Genomic DNA, 15,444 nt, shown 5'->3' on the forward strand with positions numbered 1-15,444 from the left:
AGAAATATAGCCCATAAAGGAGTATAAAATAAGGAGTAGCTTTCTATGAAGTTACTCCTTTTTGTTTTTGTACAATTGCTTGTATACCACTGAGGTAATGACCAACCCCGCCAACCCTGCCGCTATCATACTTGCTACTATGTTACCAATGAGGTAACCATCCCTGAAAAACAACCTTGCGGCAAATATGGGCAGGGTAACTAATACAAAAACGTCCCAAAAACTAGAGTTAAAACTGGCTTTCACAGTGAAGTTTTGGGGCATTCGCCAAATTGCCCAACATAGGATAATACCACCTGTCAGCGTGCTTAAGTGTTGTACCAAACGATAGGCAGGCACCAAGTGCCCCAATATGCGGTACGGGGTATTAAGAGAGGGAAATAAGTCTACAAAAGTAGCGTGCTCGTGCGTAAAGCTATCCCAAAGAAGGTGCGAAGCCGAACCAATGAGCAGAGAAATGATCACCACCCACCACCGTTTACGCATATAAGCCCACCAGTTAAACTCCTTACAATGATATACACGCGACTTTAGAAAAAATGGCAGGTTATCAATTAATACATTACGCACTATCTGATGAAATACCACCGTGAGCAACAGACCCAATGGCAAGTCGAACCATAGCAAACCTTGTATGGTATGGCTATACTGGCTATTGATACGCATACGCAAAAAATACTCAAAATCTGGAGCAAGGCTGCCTATGACCAGTGCCGAGCTGGAAACCCAATGCTTAGGTAAGTAAGTAAGCGGAAGTATAAGTGCAGGATGTGAAAAAGTAAAAGGCATTATTGTGATGATTCGCTTTGAGATTGAGTCATTTTTTTAGCTATTTCCAGTTCCAGGTATAAGCGCTCGCTTAATAACAAACCGCTCACATCTATAGTCATAAAATAAGATTTATAGTGGCTGATAAGCCCCATCATTTGACTGACCAGGTTTTCGGGTGAACTATGCGCCAGTTGATGCAATAAGTCTTGCCCTTTTTTACTGCTCAGCTGAATGCTTTGGTCGCCTTGGGTACCCAGTTCACTCATAATCTCGGCAAGTTGGCTATAGTTCCAGCTTTGGCTACCAATCGTTTTACCAAATAGCACACTTTTGTGGGTAAGCTGTTGTTTGCCCAAGTGTAAGTAACTGGTACCAAAGGCACTATTAATGAGCCCTGCCACCATTGCCAGGCATATAAGCCCCATAAATATATTGGCTCCCAGTCGTATTCCTTTATGGTCAATGAGTTGAATAAGAAATATAAACCCCGTGATAAAAATAACTCCAAGCAGCATTACCGCTATGTTTTTGCGATTGCTCCACTGGTAAGTCGTTCCTTCAGCATTGTGGGTTTTGTCAAATCCAGGCGAGGTGGGCAGTTGAATCTTTGCCGGGGTTTGTTGAGTTGTCAGGTGTGACTTGAGCAACGGGGTATAATCGTCTAGCACTTGTGCTCCCTCCAATTGCTTGAGTTTTTGCACGCCCGTTTTGTACTCTTCCATCGGAGCATCTATGATATACACTTGATAAGGCACTATTTTTTTGAGTTTACTTACAAACTCGTATGCATTGTTGAGCTGGTGGTAAGTAGCCAACTTTACCATAGCCCCGTCATTGCGCTTAAGTTGTATCTGAAAACTCACGCTTTTGCTTGAGGTGCCAGCGCTGTTATTGCGACTTATCGACACTGCCCTTTGTACTATCAGGGCGTTAAAATTGTCAAAGGGTAGGGTAGAGGTGAGGAGCCCTTGTTTGGTTTTTTCCTGTATTTGAATGGTTTGAGCTTTTTTGTCAATCACCAGCATTACATTTTGTTTGGTGAACCAAAAAATAAACCCAATGACAATGCCCATGGCTCCCATCAGTGGTAAGATGTATTTATTGGGTGCTTCTAGTTTTTTTAATGCCAAAACGCCCACGATCAGTACCAGTACAGACACCAGTATAATATATAAATGAGTAGAGGTGTTGAAGTGTACCTCTGCTCTATCGGTCAAAAATTTAGTGTTCATAGTTGCATCATTGTTAGTTTTTCAAACAGTATTGGTCGTTGTTAATACCTCTTCGAGTGAATAAGTTAACCAAAAATAATTATACAAAGCCCTTACTTGATTGTTGGAATAGAAAAATATAATTAATTTCGAACAACGATGTCAACATACAGCCTGGAACTTTGTCAGGCTGCCCTAAAAAACAATCATTACATGGTTACCTCTCCACTATTAAAACTTACCGAGCATGAGCGCAAGGTGATCGCAGATATATTTTTTGAGTATACCCTGCACGAATTTTATTATGACGAGCACCACCAACGCCAAAAAAAGTTTATGCGACAGCGGGCTATTTGGATCAATGATGAACAGTTTTTGGAAAAAAATAAAAAGAAAAAATCTATTCAGAGCCTGGTCAATAAAAAGATCATTGTAAAACACCTGGTAGGTTATCGTTTGTTCATCCGCCCCGAATACCTCGATCAACTCTATGACCTTGCTGACACTGCCGAATCCGAAAACCACGACCTTATTTTGCAATTGACCAGTGTATGGGTAGAGCCACAAGCATAGAGGGCTATTTTTTTGCCAAATCAAGTAATAATTGTGCTCCGGTAAGTGGGGGCAAAGTTCCTTCACTGATTTGTTGGGCAACTTGTGGAAGCTTCTTAATCACCTCCTTGTGATGAAAAAACTGCTCCTCAAGAGTTTGGCGGATGGTCTCGTACATCCAACGCAGGTTTTGTTCCTTCCTACGCTCGTCGAAATACTTATTTTGTTGGGTATGCTCAATATATTCGTTGGTCAAACTCCAAATATGCTCAATGCCCTCGTTATGGAGCGCCGAGCAGGTAACCACCTTAGGAAACCAACCATTGGCAGCAGGAGGAAACAAGTGAAAGGCACTTTGGTATTCGGCTTTGGCTACCGCTGCTTTTTGTTGGTTGTCGCCATCGGCTTTGGTAATCGCCACTACATCAGCCATTTCCATAATCCCCTTTTTGATGCCCTGCAACTCATCGCCCGCTCCGGCAAGCATCAACAACAAGAAGAAATCAACCATTCCGTGTACCACCGTTTCCGATTGTCCTACACCTACCGTTTCTATAAAAATTACCTCAAATCCGGCAGCTTCGCATAGCAACATCGTTTCACGGGTACGGCTTGCCACTCCACCCAATGAGGTACCCGCTGGCGAAGGGCGAATGTAGGCGTTTTGGTTGGCTGCCAATAGTTCCATGCGGGTTTTGTCGCCCATAATACTTCCGCGTGAGCGTTGACTGCTGGGATCTACCGCCAGTACTGCCAGTTTTTTGCCCTGTTGGGCAATGTATTGCCCCAATGCTTCTATAAAAGTACTTTTACCCACGCCTGGTACTCCTGTAATGCCAATGCGTACTGCTTTGCCTGTGTAGGGGAGCAGGCGTTCAATAAGTTGTCGTGCCAACGACCGATCTTCTTCCAGGGTGCTTTCTACCAGGGTAATGGCTTGGCTGAGCCTTACCCGATCTTGCTGGAGGATTCCCTCCACATATTGTGAAATATCCAGACGTTTTTTTCGTCTTATTGCCATGTAAGTATTTCTCTTTTTTTATTAAGTTTCGTGAGTTTAGTATTTTAATTGCTTGAAAAAAAGTAATATATTCAAAAAATAAAAACCATCAATTCACTACCTTACTGTTAGCCTGACAAAACTCAGTAGCTATCATATCAATACTTACATTTATCAAATAACCTGATTTTACTTTTTAATTATGTTAAAACGACTCGCTAATTCATTCTTGCACGGGTTAATCATCATGGCATTGATGGGAAGTGTAGCCCTTATTGTACGACAAACTGCTGTATTGAGAAACATTGAGTTTTTGAACCCATTGGAAGATGCTTTTGCAGAGTTTGATTTAACTGACTTGGTTGTATCAAAAATCATGGATCACCAAAAAGCTGACACCAACATCACAGTAGTAAATATTGGCAATTTAGACCGAAATGGCTTGTCCTCGCTCGTCAGTATCATTAATCAATATCAACCTAAAGTAGTGGGCTTTGATGTACAACTTGAAACAGCAAGAGACTCTACCTCAGACCAAGTGCTGGCTGATGCATTTAAACAAACTCCTAACCTTGTCATGGCAAGTCAACTATTAAATAAGACTAAAGATAAGTATTATGTGAGAACCAATTATGACCTATTTACCAAAAATGCCCATACAGGTTTTGTAAACTTAATTACCAAAGGTAAAGGTAATCAACTCAGTTGGCCTACTGTCCGATCTTTTAGCCCCAAAGAAAGAGTAACACATAGAGTGTTTTCTAGTGGCGCTCAGAAATTTGATACTACTGTGATCAAAAAACCTCGCAACGAATATGCTTTTGCTGTAAAAATAGCCCAACTCTATGCTCCTAAAAAAACAGCAACTTTCCTGAAACGAAATAAGGACTATGAATGGATTAATTTTTTGGGTAACATAAGTGTTACTGCTGGCAAAGCTTCTAACTTTGCAGTCCTAGACGTAGCAGATATCTTTAATTCAGTACAAGATACATCTTCTAAAATTGGAAATGTGCTTAAAAACAAAGTTGTAATTTTGGGATTTATGGGTCCTTCTCTTGAGGCCAAATCATTTGATGATAAACTTTTTACTCCACTTAATGATAATTATATTGGACGAGGTACTCCTGACATGTATGGTGTGGTAGTACATGCTAATATTGTATCTATGATTTTGCGAGGAGATTTTATTAAAGAAACAAGGCCTTGGGTTAATACCTCCATTAGCATATTGATTGTACTTATAACTGTTCTCATCTTTTCTTATATTTTTATCAAAGTAGGCATTTGGTATGACGCCCTTACTATTCTTATTCAAGCGATTATTGTATTTTTGGTAGTTGGATTGATGCTTTTTGTTTTTTACAAAACCAACACTAAAATGGATTTGGGGGCAGGTTTGCTTGGGGTGGTTTTGTCTGGTATCTTTGTAGAGATTTATCATGGTTTTATTCGTAAACTTTTTGGTTGGCGGGCACCCAACGAGATTCAGCACCAAAAAGATGTCGCAACACCTCCCCAGAAAGAATCAGAGGAGTAAACATGTAGGTTTTTTTTGGGTAAACTAAACTATTAAGTACTTTAATTGTCAAAATAATACAACTACAAATGATTTAAATCTGTCTTATATATACATTAAACAACACTCTATCTACCGTTTATCTAAAAAATAAAACTTTTGTGAAGTTTTTTAGTACAAGATAGAGTGTTGTTGATTTATAACATCTTAAAATAATACCAAAAATAACTCATGACACGATATTGCTTAATTTGCTTGCTCACAATAACGATGATCCCTTATACACTAAAAGCTCAAAACAAAAAACATGTGTTCAGGGTGTTGGCAAGCAGTGGAAAAAGTTCATTGGTTGATAACGTTCAACAACTTCGAGTGGGACAAAAAATTTATCAGAACCAAAAAATTAAGGTAGAACCAAAAAGCTATTTGAGCTTGGTAAACAGACAGGGTGGAACAGTCCAGATTAGCAAAAAAGGAGAGTACACCGCAAAGTTATTGCTTGAACAACTGACTAAAATGCAAAAAACGGTTACCCAACAGTATGCAACCTATGTAATAAAAGAACTCACTAAAGCCAGGGTAAGAAACCCTCAAAAAAACCGTTATAAGTACATGAACGTGACTGGATCGGTAAACAGGGCAGAGTCGCCTTTTAAGCTAAACATTGCTCCACAAAATTCGGTCAATAAATTTATTAGCAAAAAAGCAACCGTTCACTGGTATCCAGTTGTAGGGACTACAACATACAATGTGGTGGTGATGAATGAGTTTGACGAAAAGCTATACGCCCAGGAAGTAAAAGACACCAGTTTGGTGATTGACTTTAACAAGGCTCCTTACAAAGGACAAGAGATGTGCGTATTGAAGATAACGTCAAAAGAAAGGCCCAAAGCTACTTCATTAAGGTATAGCCTGATTATGGCAGCTGATAACCAAACGGTAAAAAAAGCTTTTGCTGATTTTAAGAAAGAAAACCCAGTAGCAAGCAACAATGCAGCAGATGTACTGGAAGAGGCATTTTTTTACGAAGAAAACGAATTGTTTTCTAAAGCGTTAAAGTGTTATGAGAAGGCAATAGAATTATCAAACGGTAACAATGCTTACAAAGTAGCTTACCATCATTTTTTGATTCGCCACGCTATTGGAGATTATGAAAAGTACAAACAAAAATAACCTCCTGCTTATTTTATATTATTCATTACTAAACTTTTTACAGATTGAAATTACATTATAATGCTATGAAAAAATTTAGACATATTTTACTTTTTGGATTGGCGCTTACTCTATCTTATAGCGTAACTCAGGCTCAGTATGCTTTTAGAGTGCTGGCAAGTAGTGGCAAAAGCAAAGTTGCCGGAGGCGGAAACCTAAGAGTGGGTGGTTCGCTGAAGTCTGCTAACCGAGTAACCGTATCACCCCGAAGCTACCTCAGTTTGGTACACAAATCTGGTGGAACCGTGCAAATTAGCAAGGCGGGAACCTATAGCATCGCTAGTTTGGAACAAAAACTGGCAAAAACTAAAGCGTCAGTATCTAAGCGTTATGCTACTTATATTATCAGTGAGCTGACCAAAGGTGGTAAAGAAAACATCAATAAGAACCGTTACAAGTACATGAACGTGACTGGATCGGTAAAACGAGACTTGACTTTCAACATCATCAATTTATTTATGGCTTCGTCTAACAACTACCACAACCCTAAGGTGACCATCAAGTGGAACCCATTGGCGATGAACAAAAGCTATAAAGTAACCATAGAAAACCTGTTCAACGATGAGTTGGCCACATCTACTGTTACTGATACTTCTATCACCATTGATTTTAGCCAATACAAAGCCGAAGACCAAAGGTTTTTGGTACGTGTAACACCAGTACAGCGCAAACAAGCCGTAAAGTCACGTACTTGCGAAATAGGGCAAATGAACAAGAAGGTAGAAGCGAGTTTCAAAAAAGCGTATGGCTCTTTTAAGAAAAGCATCAGTGGAAAAATGAATGCCGCAGATAAATTATCAGAAGCTTTTATTATGGAAGACCACAAGTTGTTTGTTGACGCTTTGAATAGTTTTAGAGAAGCTGTGAAAATGTCGGGCAACGATGAAGCGTACATTACTGCTTATCATCAGTTCTTGATTCGTCACGGCATTGGCGATTATGCCAAGTATGTAATAAAGTAACTGAAACAAATTATATTTATGCAAAACCACTCCTGTTTGGGGTGGTTTTTTTGCTTCAGTACAACAAATTGCTTGGCAGAGGCACCATTACTGTGCAAGGGTGTGATGTCGTTTGGCAGGTATGATCTTTATAGTTTTACTTAAAATCACACCCTAATTTGATAAACGTCGTTATTAAGGTAAACATTATTATTCATAAACATTCAGGAACGCTGTTACATAGTTTTTACTCCTGAAGAATACCTACCATCTTATTATGAAAAAATATATTATAGTAATTGTGTTTGGGACATTGGCACTTACTGGCTACTCCCAAAGCAAGTTCAGGGTATTGGCAAGCAGTGGCGCCAGTACAATTACAGGCAAAAACAGTGCATTATCCGTGGGACAAGTATTGAGCAATAGTTATCAAATCAAAGTGGCTCCCCGCAGTTATTTGAGTTTGGTACATAGTTCGGGTGGTACTGTACAAATAAGCAAAGCAGGGGTGTATAATGTAGCCACCCTGGAAAAAAGGCTGGACGAACAACGCAAGTCATTGTCGAGTCGTTATGCCACCTATATTATATCAGAGCTTACCAAAAAAGGCAAAGAAAACATCAACGCAAATCGCTATAAATACATGAATGTGACCGGATCGGTAAAACGAGCTACCTTCAATGCATTCAGTGTATACTTACCTGACCGTTCTAATTTTTATGACCCCAAAGTAACCATTACCTGGCAAGCACTTGTTGGAACCAAAAATTATCTGTTGAAGATTATGGATAGGTTTGAAGAGGAGGTGTTATACACCAAAACCTTGGCGGATACTTCTACTGTGGTAGACTTTAGTCAGGGTAAACTCAAGGGGGCACTTGATTGCCTGGTATTTATCGAGTCAAAAGAACGTGGCATTCAATCAGACAAATATGGCCTTTTTCGTTTAGACGAAGAAGATGCCCCCAAGTTTAACAAAGCTTATAGTGCTTTTAAAGCATCTAACAAAGCCACCCGTAATGCCACTGCTCAATTATCAGAAGCCTTTTTCTTTGAAGACAAAGGGTTTTATACCGATGCTTTACGTTGCTACCAAGCAGCCGTCAAAATGTCAGAGCAGGCAGATGCTTACGTTATTGCCCTACAGCAGTTTTTGGTACGCCGAAATATGGGACAAACTCCAGAAGAGGACAAGAATGATTAATGACAATGTAGACTAACCTGCGGCAACGTTCAGGTTTTGTGATTCGTATATAAAAGGGCTATCTGATAAAAAGATAGCCTTTTTTTATAACATATTGTACCCTAAGCGTGTTGACTTGCACACACCCATAATTTATATGCCTATGAATATCATCTACACCCTCCGTTTTTTCGTTGTATTGAGCTTGTATGTGCATACCTTGAGCGCACAAGAGCAAAAAGTAGAAACCAAAAAAGATAGCATCAAGCAAAGTATCAATAACGCTGAAAAAGAAAATGCAGATAATGTAGTGCGTTATATGGCACTAGACATGCACAGACGCCTTGGCAAAGTAAAACGAGTGAGGTTTTACAGAGGCAATGAATTAGAGTTTACTCTCAAGGGAGGCAGAGCCCGTTATAAGGGCAAAATATTGGGAGTAGGGGAAAACGAGTTGTTTATTTTGGGTAATAGTATACCTTTTGCCAATATTGATAAAATTATTGTGCGCAATCCAAGTCGTTTTTTATACGCAGGTAGCTTATTGTTGCCAGTGGCAGGTATTGGGTATTTTGCTATGGATATGATCAACCCTGCCTTGGACGATTCGCCCGGAACAAGACCTTTTACTGTACACCGTGAAGCCTTGTTTATCAGTGGCTCGTTGATTTTGTCAGGTATTATTCTTCATTTATTAAAGAAGCGTGTGTACCGTATGAATAAAAGGCGTATGCTAAGGTCTTTGGTGCAGTTTTAACAAAGAGCAGCAAGGAACAATGATACATAAATGTTGGGACACTTCAGTATTCTAAATTAGGGGTGACTGAATGATATACCAGTGATAAAAATATATAAAAGGTGTGGCCTATTCCTGGGGTCACACCTTTTGCTTTATGAGTACTTTTGTAACCTGGTCAGCCTGTTCCAACTACTCCATGGCGGTATTCAAAAAGTCATTGACTGGTTTCATTGCTTCAAAAGCATGCACAATCAAGGTTTTATAGTTTTTGCTCAGCACTTGTTTATCCGTTACTTTGTGCCACATTGTAAAGCTCTTATGGCGCAGTAGGTCAATATTGGGATTATCTTTTTTGTAGCCTTTCGGCGAAGTTTTTACTTGTTCGCCCGATAAGGTACCAAAATATTTTTTAAAGCCATCGGCTGCCAACAATTTTCTAAACTCTTCTGCATTATAATCAATCTCCTGACGTATTTTTGCCAGGTTTTCGGAAGCAGGCATATAACAGCCCCCTGCCATAAACGATTCGCCTCCTGGCTGTATTTGCAAATAATACCCAGCCCAGTGCGATTTGCGCCCACCTTTGGTAATAGATGCCCCAAAGTTAAGTTTATAAGGGCTTTTGTCTTTACTAAACCGAACATCACGATGAAGGCGAAAGAGACAGTCTTTAGCGGTAAGCCCGGTTATGTTGGGGTCAAAAGTCGCTATTTCTTCTATGACTTCACTGGTGAACTCTTCAAAATCTTTCTTGGCTTGTTGGTATACTTTTTTGTTGTCCTGCATCCATTCACGGGTATTGTTTTGGGCAAGGTCAGCCAAAAAACGCAATATGTTTTGGGTATTCATAAGTAGTATATTGGTTGGTTTGGGCACAAGGTAAAAATAAAAAAAGGAGGCTGAAAGTAATTCATCTCTGATAACAAGCGATAGGTAAACAAGTGCCTGGTATAACTACTGTTTTTTGGTTAAAATGACCTGATCATTGTAGATTTTGTTCAAAGCATCAATTGCTTTATTCCAGGCTTCAAAATCTGTTTTTTTGATCAGGCTACTTTGGGTCGATATTTCTTTAGTATAAATTAGCTGATTGCCCTCAGTTTTAAAATGAATTTTAAACGCAAACACTGGGTGAGTTTGAATAAGTGGGGTAGGGAGGTGTTTTACCCGATAACCTTTGGGCAGTTGGAGTATAATTTTGGTTTTACGCAACACTTTTTCCTGGAGGTCAAGACTGCTGAAACGCTTTTTAGCAACTTTGTGCGTCTTAAAATCTTTATAAAAATCAAGGTCTATGTATAGCTCACTGTCAAACCTGGCCACCATGTTATCTAGCTTTACCTTATAATTGATTAGAAAAGCACCTGCTCGTTTCTGAAGGTGGCTAAACCTAATACTATCAGCAAAGCAATTCTTACTGTCAAGGTCTACAATAAACCGAATCAACTCCTGAGGTTTCTTTTGGGGGGTGTGATTCAAAAAATATAATAATTGTTTTTTTTGTTCGCCATAATACGCCTGTTGACCACTACCTTTGAGGCTTTCACCCTCTATTACAAGGTTTTGGGTGAAGTTTATTTTGTTTTCTCCCTGCACGGCTACGGGTATTTTTTCCAGTAAATAAGTATCCCCATTTTCAATCAACACTGGTCTGCCTTGAATTCGCTCGGCATACTTGCCAAAAGGTACATACTTTTCGGTGGCGTCCAGGTAATATTTTTGGTTGTTGAACATGAGCGTGCAAATCATGTGGTTGGCCACTGCTATAGAAGGCAACGTATAGTCATAAGCGATGCGTCTGGTACCAATCCAGGTAAGGCGGGCATCAAAGCCGGCAAGCTTGAGCATCGTTTTCATAAGATTAGCCATTCCTTTACAATCACCGTACTTTTTCTGGTACACTTCCTGGGCACTTTCAGGCTTAAAAGCCGCCATGCCATCCTCAAAAGCAATGTACCGGATGTTGTCTTGCACCCAATAAAAAATAGTTTTGATTTGTTCGGTTTTAGTTTTTTTATCCGAAATCAACTTGCTTACCAGTGGTTTCAAGGTTTCGGTTTGGTTATTTGTTTGCCGGGCTACCTTGCGGTACCATTGGTACAAATCATCTATAGACCCCAGCAAAGCAATCTTTTTCCCGTGTTGCTTAAACCCTTTTGACAGCACCAACACATGGGGGTAAGTATGGGTTTTGCCTGGTACATCGTCGTAGTTTTCTATAGCAGGTAGTTGCCGCATGCTAAAAATATGGTGGGTGTTGCCGTTTTCTTTGACTACCTTTTTGTGTTGTATGTCAAAACCCATAAAGTTAAATGGTTTGAGTGTTACATCCATCCACTGAGGCACTTTGAATGTCACCGTTTGCGCAATGACCGGAAGTTCATCATTAAAAAAAACGGTGGTGAAATAGCGGGGGTCATCATAAGTTTTTTTGAGTAAAAGCCCCTGAATATCCCCAATAGCAGGCAGGTAAAAAGGGTATTGGCATACTTGTGCATCAGAATAAAAAATGCCATCAGAATTATAATTGCCACATACAACTTCTTGGTTTAGAGTAGCTTCGTTGTTTGTGCCAAAACGTTTGGTTTCTTTTATTTTGCTATGTTGGTCATAAAACGAAAATCGTCGAAGTTTTTCTCCTCCCCGCAAGGCCAGGTAGGTCTCTTGACGGGTTTCTGTAATATAAGGCAGGGCATTTTTATCATTGTATCCAAACTCATAGATAATGTCAGCGTTGAGCACCACTGCCTTGGTGTTGGGGTAGCGTAGTTGGTATTTTTGTGCCAACCGTACGTTTTTGCTTTGAGAAAATACCAGGCTATGACCGAGTACAGGTGCCAAGGTAGCAATAAGGGTAAAAATACGTAGTTTGTACATAGGGTGTCTGTTTAGGGGTCATTATGTTTATATATACTCCAATCACCTATAATTGATGTGTAGATTAAAAAATGAACGCTTGACTAGAGGTGCTTTACCCGATAAATTTTAAATTTGCTAAATAATTTTTAGCTTGCATATTAGTATTCTATTGCGTTTAGAGGGTAATACAATACAGGTTCAGAAAATCACACCAAAAGTGACTTTATACATTCATGAGTACGCAATCACACGAAAAATTACTACAGGAATTTGAAACCAGCAACAAAGCAGCCTGGATAGAGAAAGCAGTTGAAAGACTAAAAGATAAAGACTTTCAGGCGTTGGGTTCTGTTACCTATGAAGGAATCCGGCAAAGCCCTTTTTATACAGCTGAAGACCAAGTCCACAATGCACTTACTGCTACCGACTTTGGCAATGCTGCAAAGTGGCAAAACCGTGAAATTATTCACTTCTTTCCCTGGGTGGACAATGACCAGGACTTGCGCATAGAAGATGCTCCCCAGCTTGCCCAAAATGCCCATCAGTTGGCATTGCAGGCTTTGGCAAAAGGAGCCGATGCTGTACACTTTGACTTGTTTGGTGTAGATGCTACACTGGTAGATTTTGATGTACTTTTACAGGGAATTGATCTCGAAAAAAATGCTGTAGGTTTTTCTTTTGACGGACGCATTGAGCCTTTTATTTCGCAAATGGACCATACGCAGTGGAAGGGTACCATAGACTACGATTTTTTGGCCAACTGGACCATTAGTGGGCATTACCACAATACTGTATTTGAAGACCTTGCCGAACTTATTCACTATACCCATCACCGTCCACAAGTCAAGGCGTTGACCATTAACACCAATCACCTGCACAATGCTGGAGCCAATGCAGTACAAGAACTTGCGTTTGGTATAGCTACAGTTGTAGAGTATATCCACCAGTTGACTGACTTGGGGCTCGATCTCCCTCTTTTATTGCGCAATGTAGAGTTTTCGATGGGCACAGGTAGCAATTATTTTATGGAAATTGCTAAATTCAGGGCTTTAAGAATACTTTGGAAGCAAGTATTGGCAGGGTATGAGGTAGACACTGCTCGGTTTCCTGTGAGTCTACACGCTCAAACCTCAGTATGGAACAAAACTGTTTCGGACGTGTACGTGAATATGTTGCGTAGTACTACCGAAGCTATGTCAGCTGTGATAGGAGGGAGTGATGCTTTAAGCGTGTTGCCTTATAATGACTTTTTTACTGAACCCGACGAGTTTGCCCGTCGCATAGCCCGCAATGTGTCTACCTTGCTCAAAGAAGAATCTTACCTTGACAAGGTAATAGATGCTGCTTCGGGGGCTTATTATATAGAAAACCTGACCCAAAGCCTGGCAAAGCAAGGTTGGGCACTTTTTCAGCAAACCGAACAACGAGGTGGGTTTATGAAAGCTTTCAAAGCAGGCTTTATTCAAACCGAAATAGAAAAGGTGGCCAGTGAACGAATTGCCAATGCTGAGGCAGGCATAGATGTGTTGGTGGGCACCAACAAATACCAAAATCCAGACGAAGCCCTGGAAAGTATTCCAGAAGATGCTGATGCTACTGAAGCTCAAAATGGGCTAAGGCTTTTGCGACTTCGCAGGGTGGCTGAGGGCATAGAACGGCAAAGATTGAAGGAGAATAAGTAGTTTGAGACAAAAAAAACAGGAAAAATAGAAAGTATAGGAGAATATTATTGTTGTTATTACTTTGAACACTTAATTTTATTCCTTGAGTTATAACCATTGGTCAGTATTCATTCTTTGCTTGGAATAAAATTGGCTATGAAGTTGATAACATTTTGTATGATAAAATAATTTTTTTGCGAATCAATATATAACAATCAATTTGGCGGTTGGGGATTTCTTTTAGTATGATTGTATCACTAAAAAAATGTTCCCTTCTTTAACCACACAATAGACAAATGAGCAATACACCAGGAAATATTCTAAAGAAAATAGAGAAAGCCCAGGAAGAACAGTCAAAAGAGCTATACTTATATTGGCACCCGGAACTTACTGAGTTCCCTGAAGAAGTTTTTGCCTTAGAACAATTAGAAGTACTAAGAGTGGGCGGTAGTTTTGAGGAAAACTGCACAATTGAAATTATCCCAGATGAGATAAAGTCTCTTAAAAACCTCAAAGAGTTTCATTTAGGGTTTGCCCAGCTTACTATTTTGCCTGACGCATTGCTGGAGCTACCCCATCTAAAAATATTAGGGCTTACCCGTAACTTGTTTACAGAAGTACCTGAGCAGGTAATGAAAATGACTGCTTTGGAAAACCTTTCGTTGGCGGGCAACCTGCTTGAGTCTTTTCCAGAAGATATGAGTATTTTTACTGAACTTCATTCTCTGGATATTTCAGGAAACGACTTTGCAGAAATTCCCGCAAGTGTGTTCCAACTAAGTAAACTTGAAGAGCTTTACGCCAACTTTAATTTGCTTACGGCCATTCCTGAAGAAATAGCAAACCTAAAGGAACTGAAAGAGCTTTACCTGATGTATAACGAGATAAGCGAAATACCAGAAGCCTTGCTTAAGTTACCAAAAATTGAAAAAATGAATCTTTTGTGCAACCCTGTAAAGAGTATTCCTGAAGTGATTACTTCCTCTTCGTTGCAGTCTATGGCATTGAACATAGAAGACGAAGAAGCCAAGGTAATGATGAATGACATGAAAATAGGGCGAGCTTTGGTATATGGTATGCGTGAACCAAGTCAAGCATCTGAGCGATATTTCAAACAGATTCAGTATCCTAAAATTAACAATGTACCCAAAGAAATCATCAGACAAGGAACACAGGCCATCAAAGAGTTTATGTTAGACCTAAACCTTGAAGATACTTCGGTAGACATAGACGAGGAGATCAACTTGTAAGTACTTTCTCTTTTTATAAAATAAACACCACCCTGCGTTCATACATAAGGTAATGAGCGCAGGGTTTGCTTTAGGGGACGAGTAGCTTGACCAAATCTATCACCTGCTACTTATATGCCCAACTATAACACAATATTTGAGTGTACCTGGCACTTGATCCCTAAATAAGAATATTTTTTCAAATAAATTTATTTCCCCATCTCCCTATCTCCCAACACCGTTTTGACTACCTGTATGAGTTAAATTAAAAATATTTTTTTTGTTTAATTTGCTCATTAAAATAGCAAATTGAAGTACTTTTTGTTCCTTGATTGTAGTATATTTGTTTAAATAATAAGCAAAAGAAAGTCTTGTTAACAAATATATAGGATATTATTTACTCAACACAAAAATGCAAACACGTTATCAAAAGTCGGTAAAGAGACTCAATAAAGTTGTAAACCTCATAGAAAGCTTGGATAAGAAAACACAAAAAAATACAAAAAAGCCAAATAAACAAGAATAAATATCAAACCCATGCTTTTCTTAATAAAACTACAAAATTCG

13 protein-coding genes are annotated in these 15,444 nt (G+C 39.4%); 8 read left to right on the forward strand and 5 right to left on the reverse strand.

Annotation, left to right across the window (positions count from 1 at the left end; all coding sequences use genetic code 11):
- Window positions 1-51 precede the first annotated feature (51 nt).
- Complete coding sequence (locus tag M23134_RS15820) at window positions 52-789, reverse strand: DUF4184 family protein (protein ID WP_002697867.1); 738 nt, start codon at window positions 787-789, stop codon at window positions 52-54.
- Window positions 789-2,003 carry a hypothetical protein gene (locus M23134_RS15825; RefSeq protein WP_002697869.1) on the reverse strand — a complete coding sequence of 405 codons (1,215 nt, stop codon included), beginning with the start codon at window positions 2,001-2,003 and terminating at the stop codon, window positions 789-791. Before M23134_RS15825 ends, M23134_RS15820 begins: the two co-directional genes overlap by 1 nt.
- Before the next feature lie 138 nt (window positions 2,004-2,141).
- On the opposite strand from M23134_RS15825, the gene M23134_RS15830 reads away from it, so the two are divergent.
- Entirely contained in the window at window positions 2,142-2,555 is a 414-nt protein-coding gene (locus tag M23134_RS15830; RefSeq protein WP_157558504.1) for a hypothetical protein, read from the forward strand.
- 4 nt (window positions 2,556-2,559) lie between these two features.
- On the opposite strand, the gene meaB is transcribed toward M23134_RS15830, so the two are convergent.
- Complete coding sequence (gene meaB / locus M23134_RS15835) at window positions 2,560-3,555, reverse strand: methylmalonyl Co-A mutase-associated GTPase MeaB (protein ID WP_002697873.1); 996 nt, start codon at window positions 3,553-3,555, stop codon at window positions 2,560-2,562.
- A 181-nt stretch (window positions 3,556-3,736) separates the two neighbouring features.
- On the opposite strand from meaB, the gene M23134_RS15840 reads away from it, so the two are divergent.
- The 5 genes from M23134_RS15840 (at window position 3,737) to M23134_RS15860 (ending at window position 9,146) form a co-directional block, all read left to right on the forward strand.
- The gene (locus tag M23134_RS15840) at window positions 3,737-5,074 is read left to right on the forward strand and encodes a CHASE2 domain-containing protein (RefSeq protein WP_082226584.1); all 1,338 of its coding nucleotides are present in this window, start codon (window positions 3,737-3,739) and stop codon (window positions 5,072-5,074) included.
- A 249-nt stretch (window positions 5,075-5,323) separates the two neighbouring features.
- Window positions 5,324-6,226 (forward strand): hypothetical protein, encoded by a 903-nt coding sequence (locus M23134_RS15845; protein ID WP_002697876.1) that lies wholly within the window; start codon window positions 5,324-5,326, stop codon window positions 6,224-6,226.
- A 65-nt stretch (window positions 6,227-6,291) separates the two neighbouring features.
- Window positions 6,292-7,227 carry a hypothetical protein gene (locus M23134_RS15850; RefSeq protein ID WP_002697878.1) on the forward strand — a complete coding sequence of 312 codons (936 nt, stop codon included), beginning with the start codon at window positions 6,292-6,294 and terminating at the stop codon, window positions 7,225-7,227.
- 256 nt (window positions 7,228-7,483) lie between these two features.
- The gene (locus tag M23134_RS15855; RefSeq protein WP_002697880.1) at window positions 7,484-8,410 is read left to right on the forward strand and encodes a hypothetical protein; all 927 of its coding nucleotides are present in this window, start codon (window positions 7,484-7,486) and stop codon (window positions 8,408-8,410) included.
- Window positions 8,411-8,552: 142 nt separating this feature from the next.
- The gene (locus M23134_RS15860) at window positions 8,553-9,146 is read left to right on the forward strand and encodes a hypothetical protein (RefSeq protein ID WP_157558505.1); all 594 of its coding nucleotides are present in this window, start codon (window positions 8,553-8,555) and stop codon (window positions 9,144-9,146) included.
- 171 nt (window positions 9,147-9,317) lie between these two features.
- On the opposite strand, the gene M23134_RS15865 is transcribed toward M23134_RS15860, so the two are convergent.
- Both M23134_RS15865 and M23134_RS15870 read right to left on the reverse strand, forming a co-directional pair.
- On the reverse strand, window positions 9,318-9,977 hold the full coding sequence (locus tag M23134_RS15865; protein ID WP_002697882.1) for a DUF2461 domain-containing protein: 660 nt from the start codon (window positions 9,975-9,977) through the stop codon (window positions 9,318-9,320).
- A 105-nt stretch (window positions 9,978-10,082) separates the two neighbouring features.
- Complete coding sequence (locus tag M23134_RS15870; RefSeq protein ID WP_002697883.1) at window positions 10,083-12,005, reverse strand: transglutaminase-like domain-containing protein; 1,923 nt, start codon at window positions 12,003-12,005, stop codon at window positions 10,083-10,085.
- A 215-nt stretch (window positions 12,006-12,220) separates the two neighbouring features.
- On the opposite strand from M23134_RS15870, the gene M23134_RS15875 reads away from it, so the two are divergent.
- Window positions 12,221-13,669, forward strand: a complete 1,449-nt coding sequence (locus M23134_RS15875; RefSeq protein WP_002697884.1) for a methylmalonyl-CoA mutase family protein — start codon at window positions 12,221-12,223, stop codon at window positions 13,667-13,669.
- A 275-nt stretch (window positions 13,670-13,944) separates the two neighbouring features.
- Window positions 13,945-14,898 (forward strand): leucine-rich repeat domain-containing protein, encoded by a 954-nt coding sequence (locus M23134_RS15880; RefSeq protein ID WP_002697885.1) that lies wholly within the window; start codon window positions 13,945-13,947, stop codon window positions 14,896-14,898.
- Window positions 14,899-15,444 lie beyond the last annotated feature (546 nt).

It is taken from the genome of Microscilla marina ATCC 23134 (genome assembly GCF_000169175.1).
Taxonomy (GTDB): domain Bacteria; phylum Bacteroidota; class Bacteroidia; order Cytophagales; family Microscillaceae; genus Microscilla; species Microscilla marina.

What these genes read in the sequence shown, in the direction of transcription:
- M23134_RS15820 (WP_002697867.1), bottom strand. Translation starts at nt 789, where the DNA reads ATGCCTTTTACTTTTTCACATCCTGCACTTATACTTCCGCTTACTTAC.
- M23134_RS15825 (WP_002697869.1), bottom strand. Translation starts at nt 2,003, where the DNA reads ATGAACACTAAATTTTTGACCGATAGAGCAGAGGTACACTTCAACACC.
- M23134_RS15830 (WP_157558504.1), top strand. Translation starts at nt 2,142, where the DNA reads ATGTCAACATACAGCCTGGAACTTTGTCAGGCTGCCCTAAAAAACAAT.
- meaB (WP_002697873.1), bottom strand. Translation starts at nt 3,555, where the DNA reads ATGGCAATAAGACGAAAAAAACGTCTGGATATTTCACAATATGTGGAG.
- M23134_RS15840 (WP_082226584.1), top strand. Translation starts at nt 3,737, where the DNA reads ATGTTAAAACGACTCGCTAATTCATTCTTGCACGGGTTAATCATCATG.
- M23134_RS15845 (WP_002697876.1), top strand. Translation starts at nt 5,324, where the DNA reads ATGATCCCTTATACACTAAAAGCTCAAAACAAAAAACATGTGTTCAGG.
- M23134_RS15850 (WP_002697878.1), top strand. Translation starts at nt 6,292, where the DNA reads ATGAAAAAATTTAGACATATTTTACTTTTTGGATTGGCGCTTACTCTA.
- M23134_RS15855 (WP_002697880.1), top strand. Translation starts at nt 7,484, where the DNA reads ATGAAAAAATATATTATAGTAATTGTGTTTGGGACATTGGCACTTACT.
- M23134_RS15860 (WP_157558505.1), top strand. Translation starts at nt 8,553, where the DNA reads ATGAATATCATCTACACCCTCCGTTTTTTCGTTGTATTGAGCTTGTAT.
- M23134_RS15865 (WP_002697882.1), bottom strand. Translation starts at nt 9,977, where the DNA reads ATGAATACCCAAAACATATTGCGTTTTTTGGCTGACCTTGCCCAAAAC.
- M23134_RS15870 (WP_002697883.1), bottom strand. Translation starts at nt 12,005, where the DNA reads ATGTACAAACTACGTATTTTTACCCTTATTGCTACCTTGGCACCTGTA.
- M23134_RS15875 (WP_002697884.1), top strand. Translation starts at nt 12,221, where the DNA reads ATGAGTACGCAATCACACGAAAAATTACTACAGGAATTTGAAACCAGC.
- M23134_RS15880 (WP_002697885.1), top strand. Translation starts at nt 13,945, where the DNA reads ATGAGCAATACACCAGGAAATATTCTAAAGAAAATAGAGAAAGCCCAG.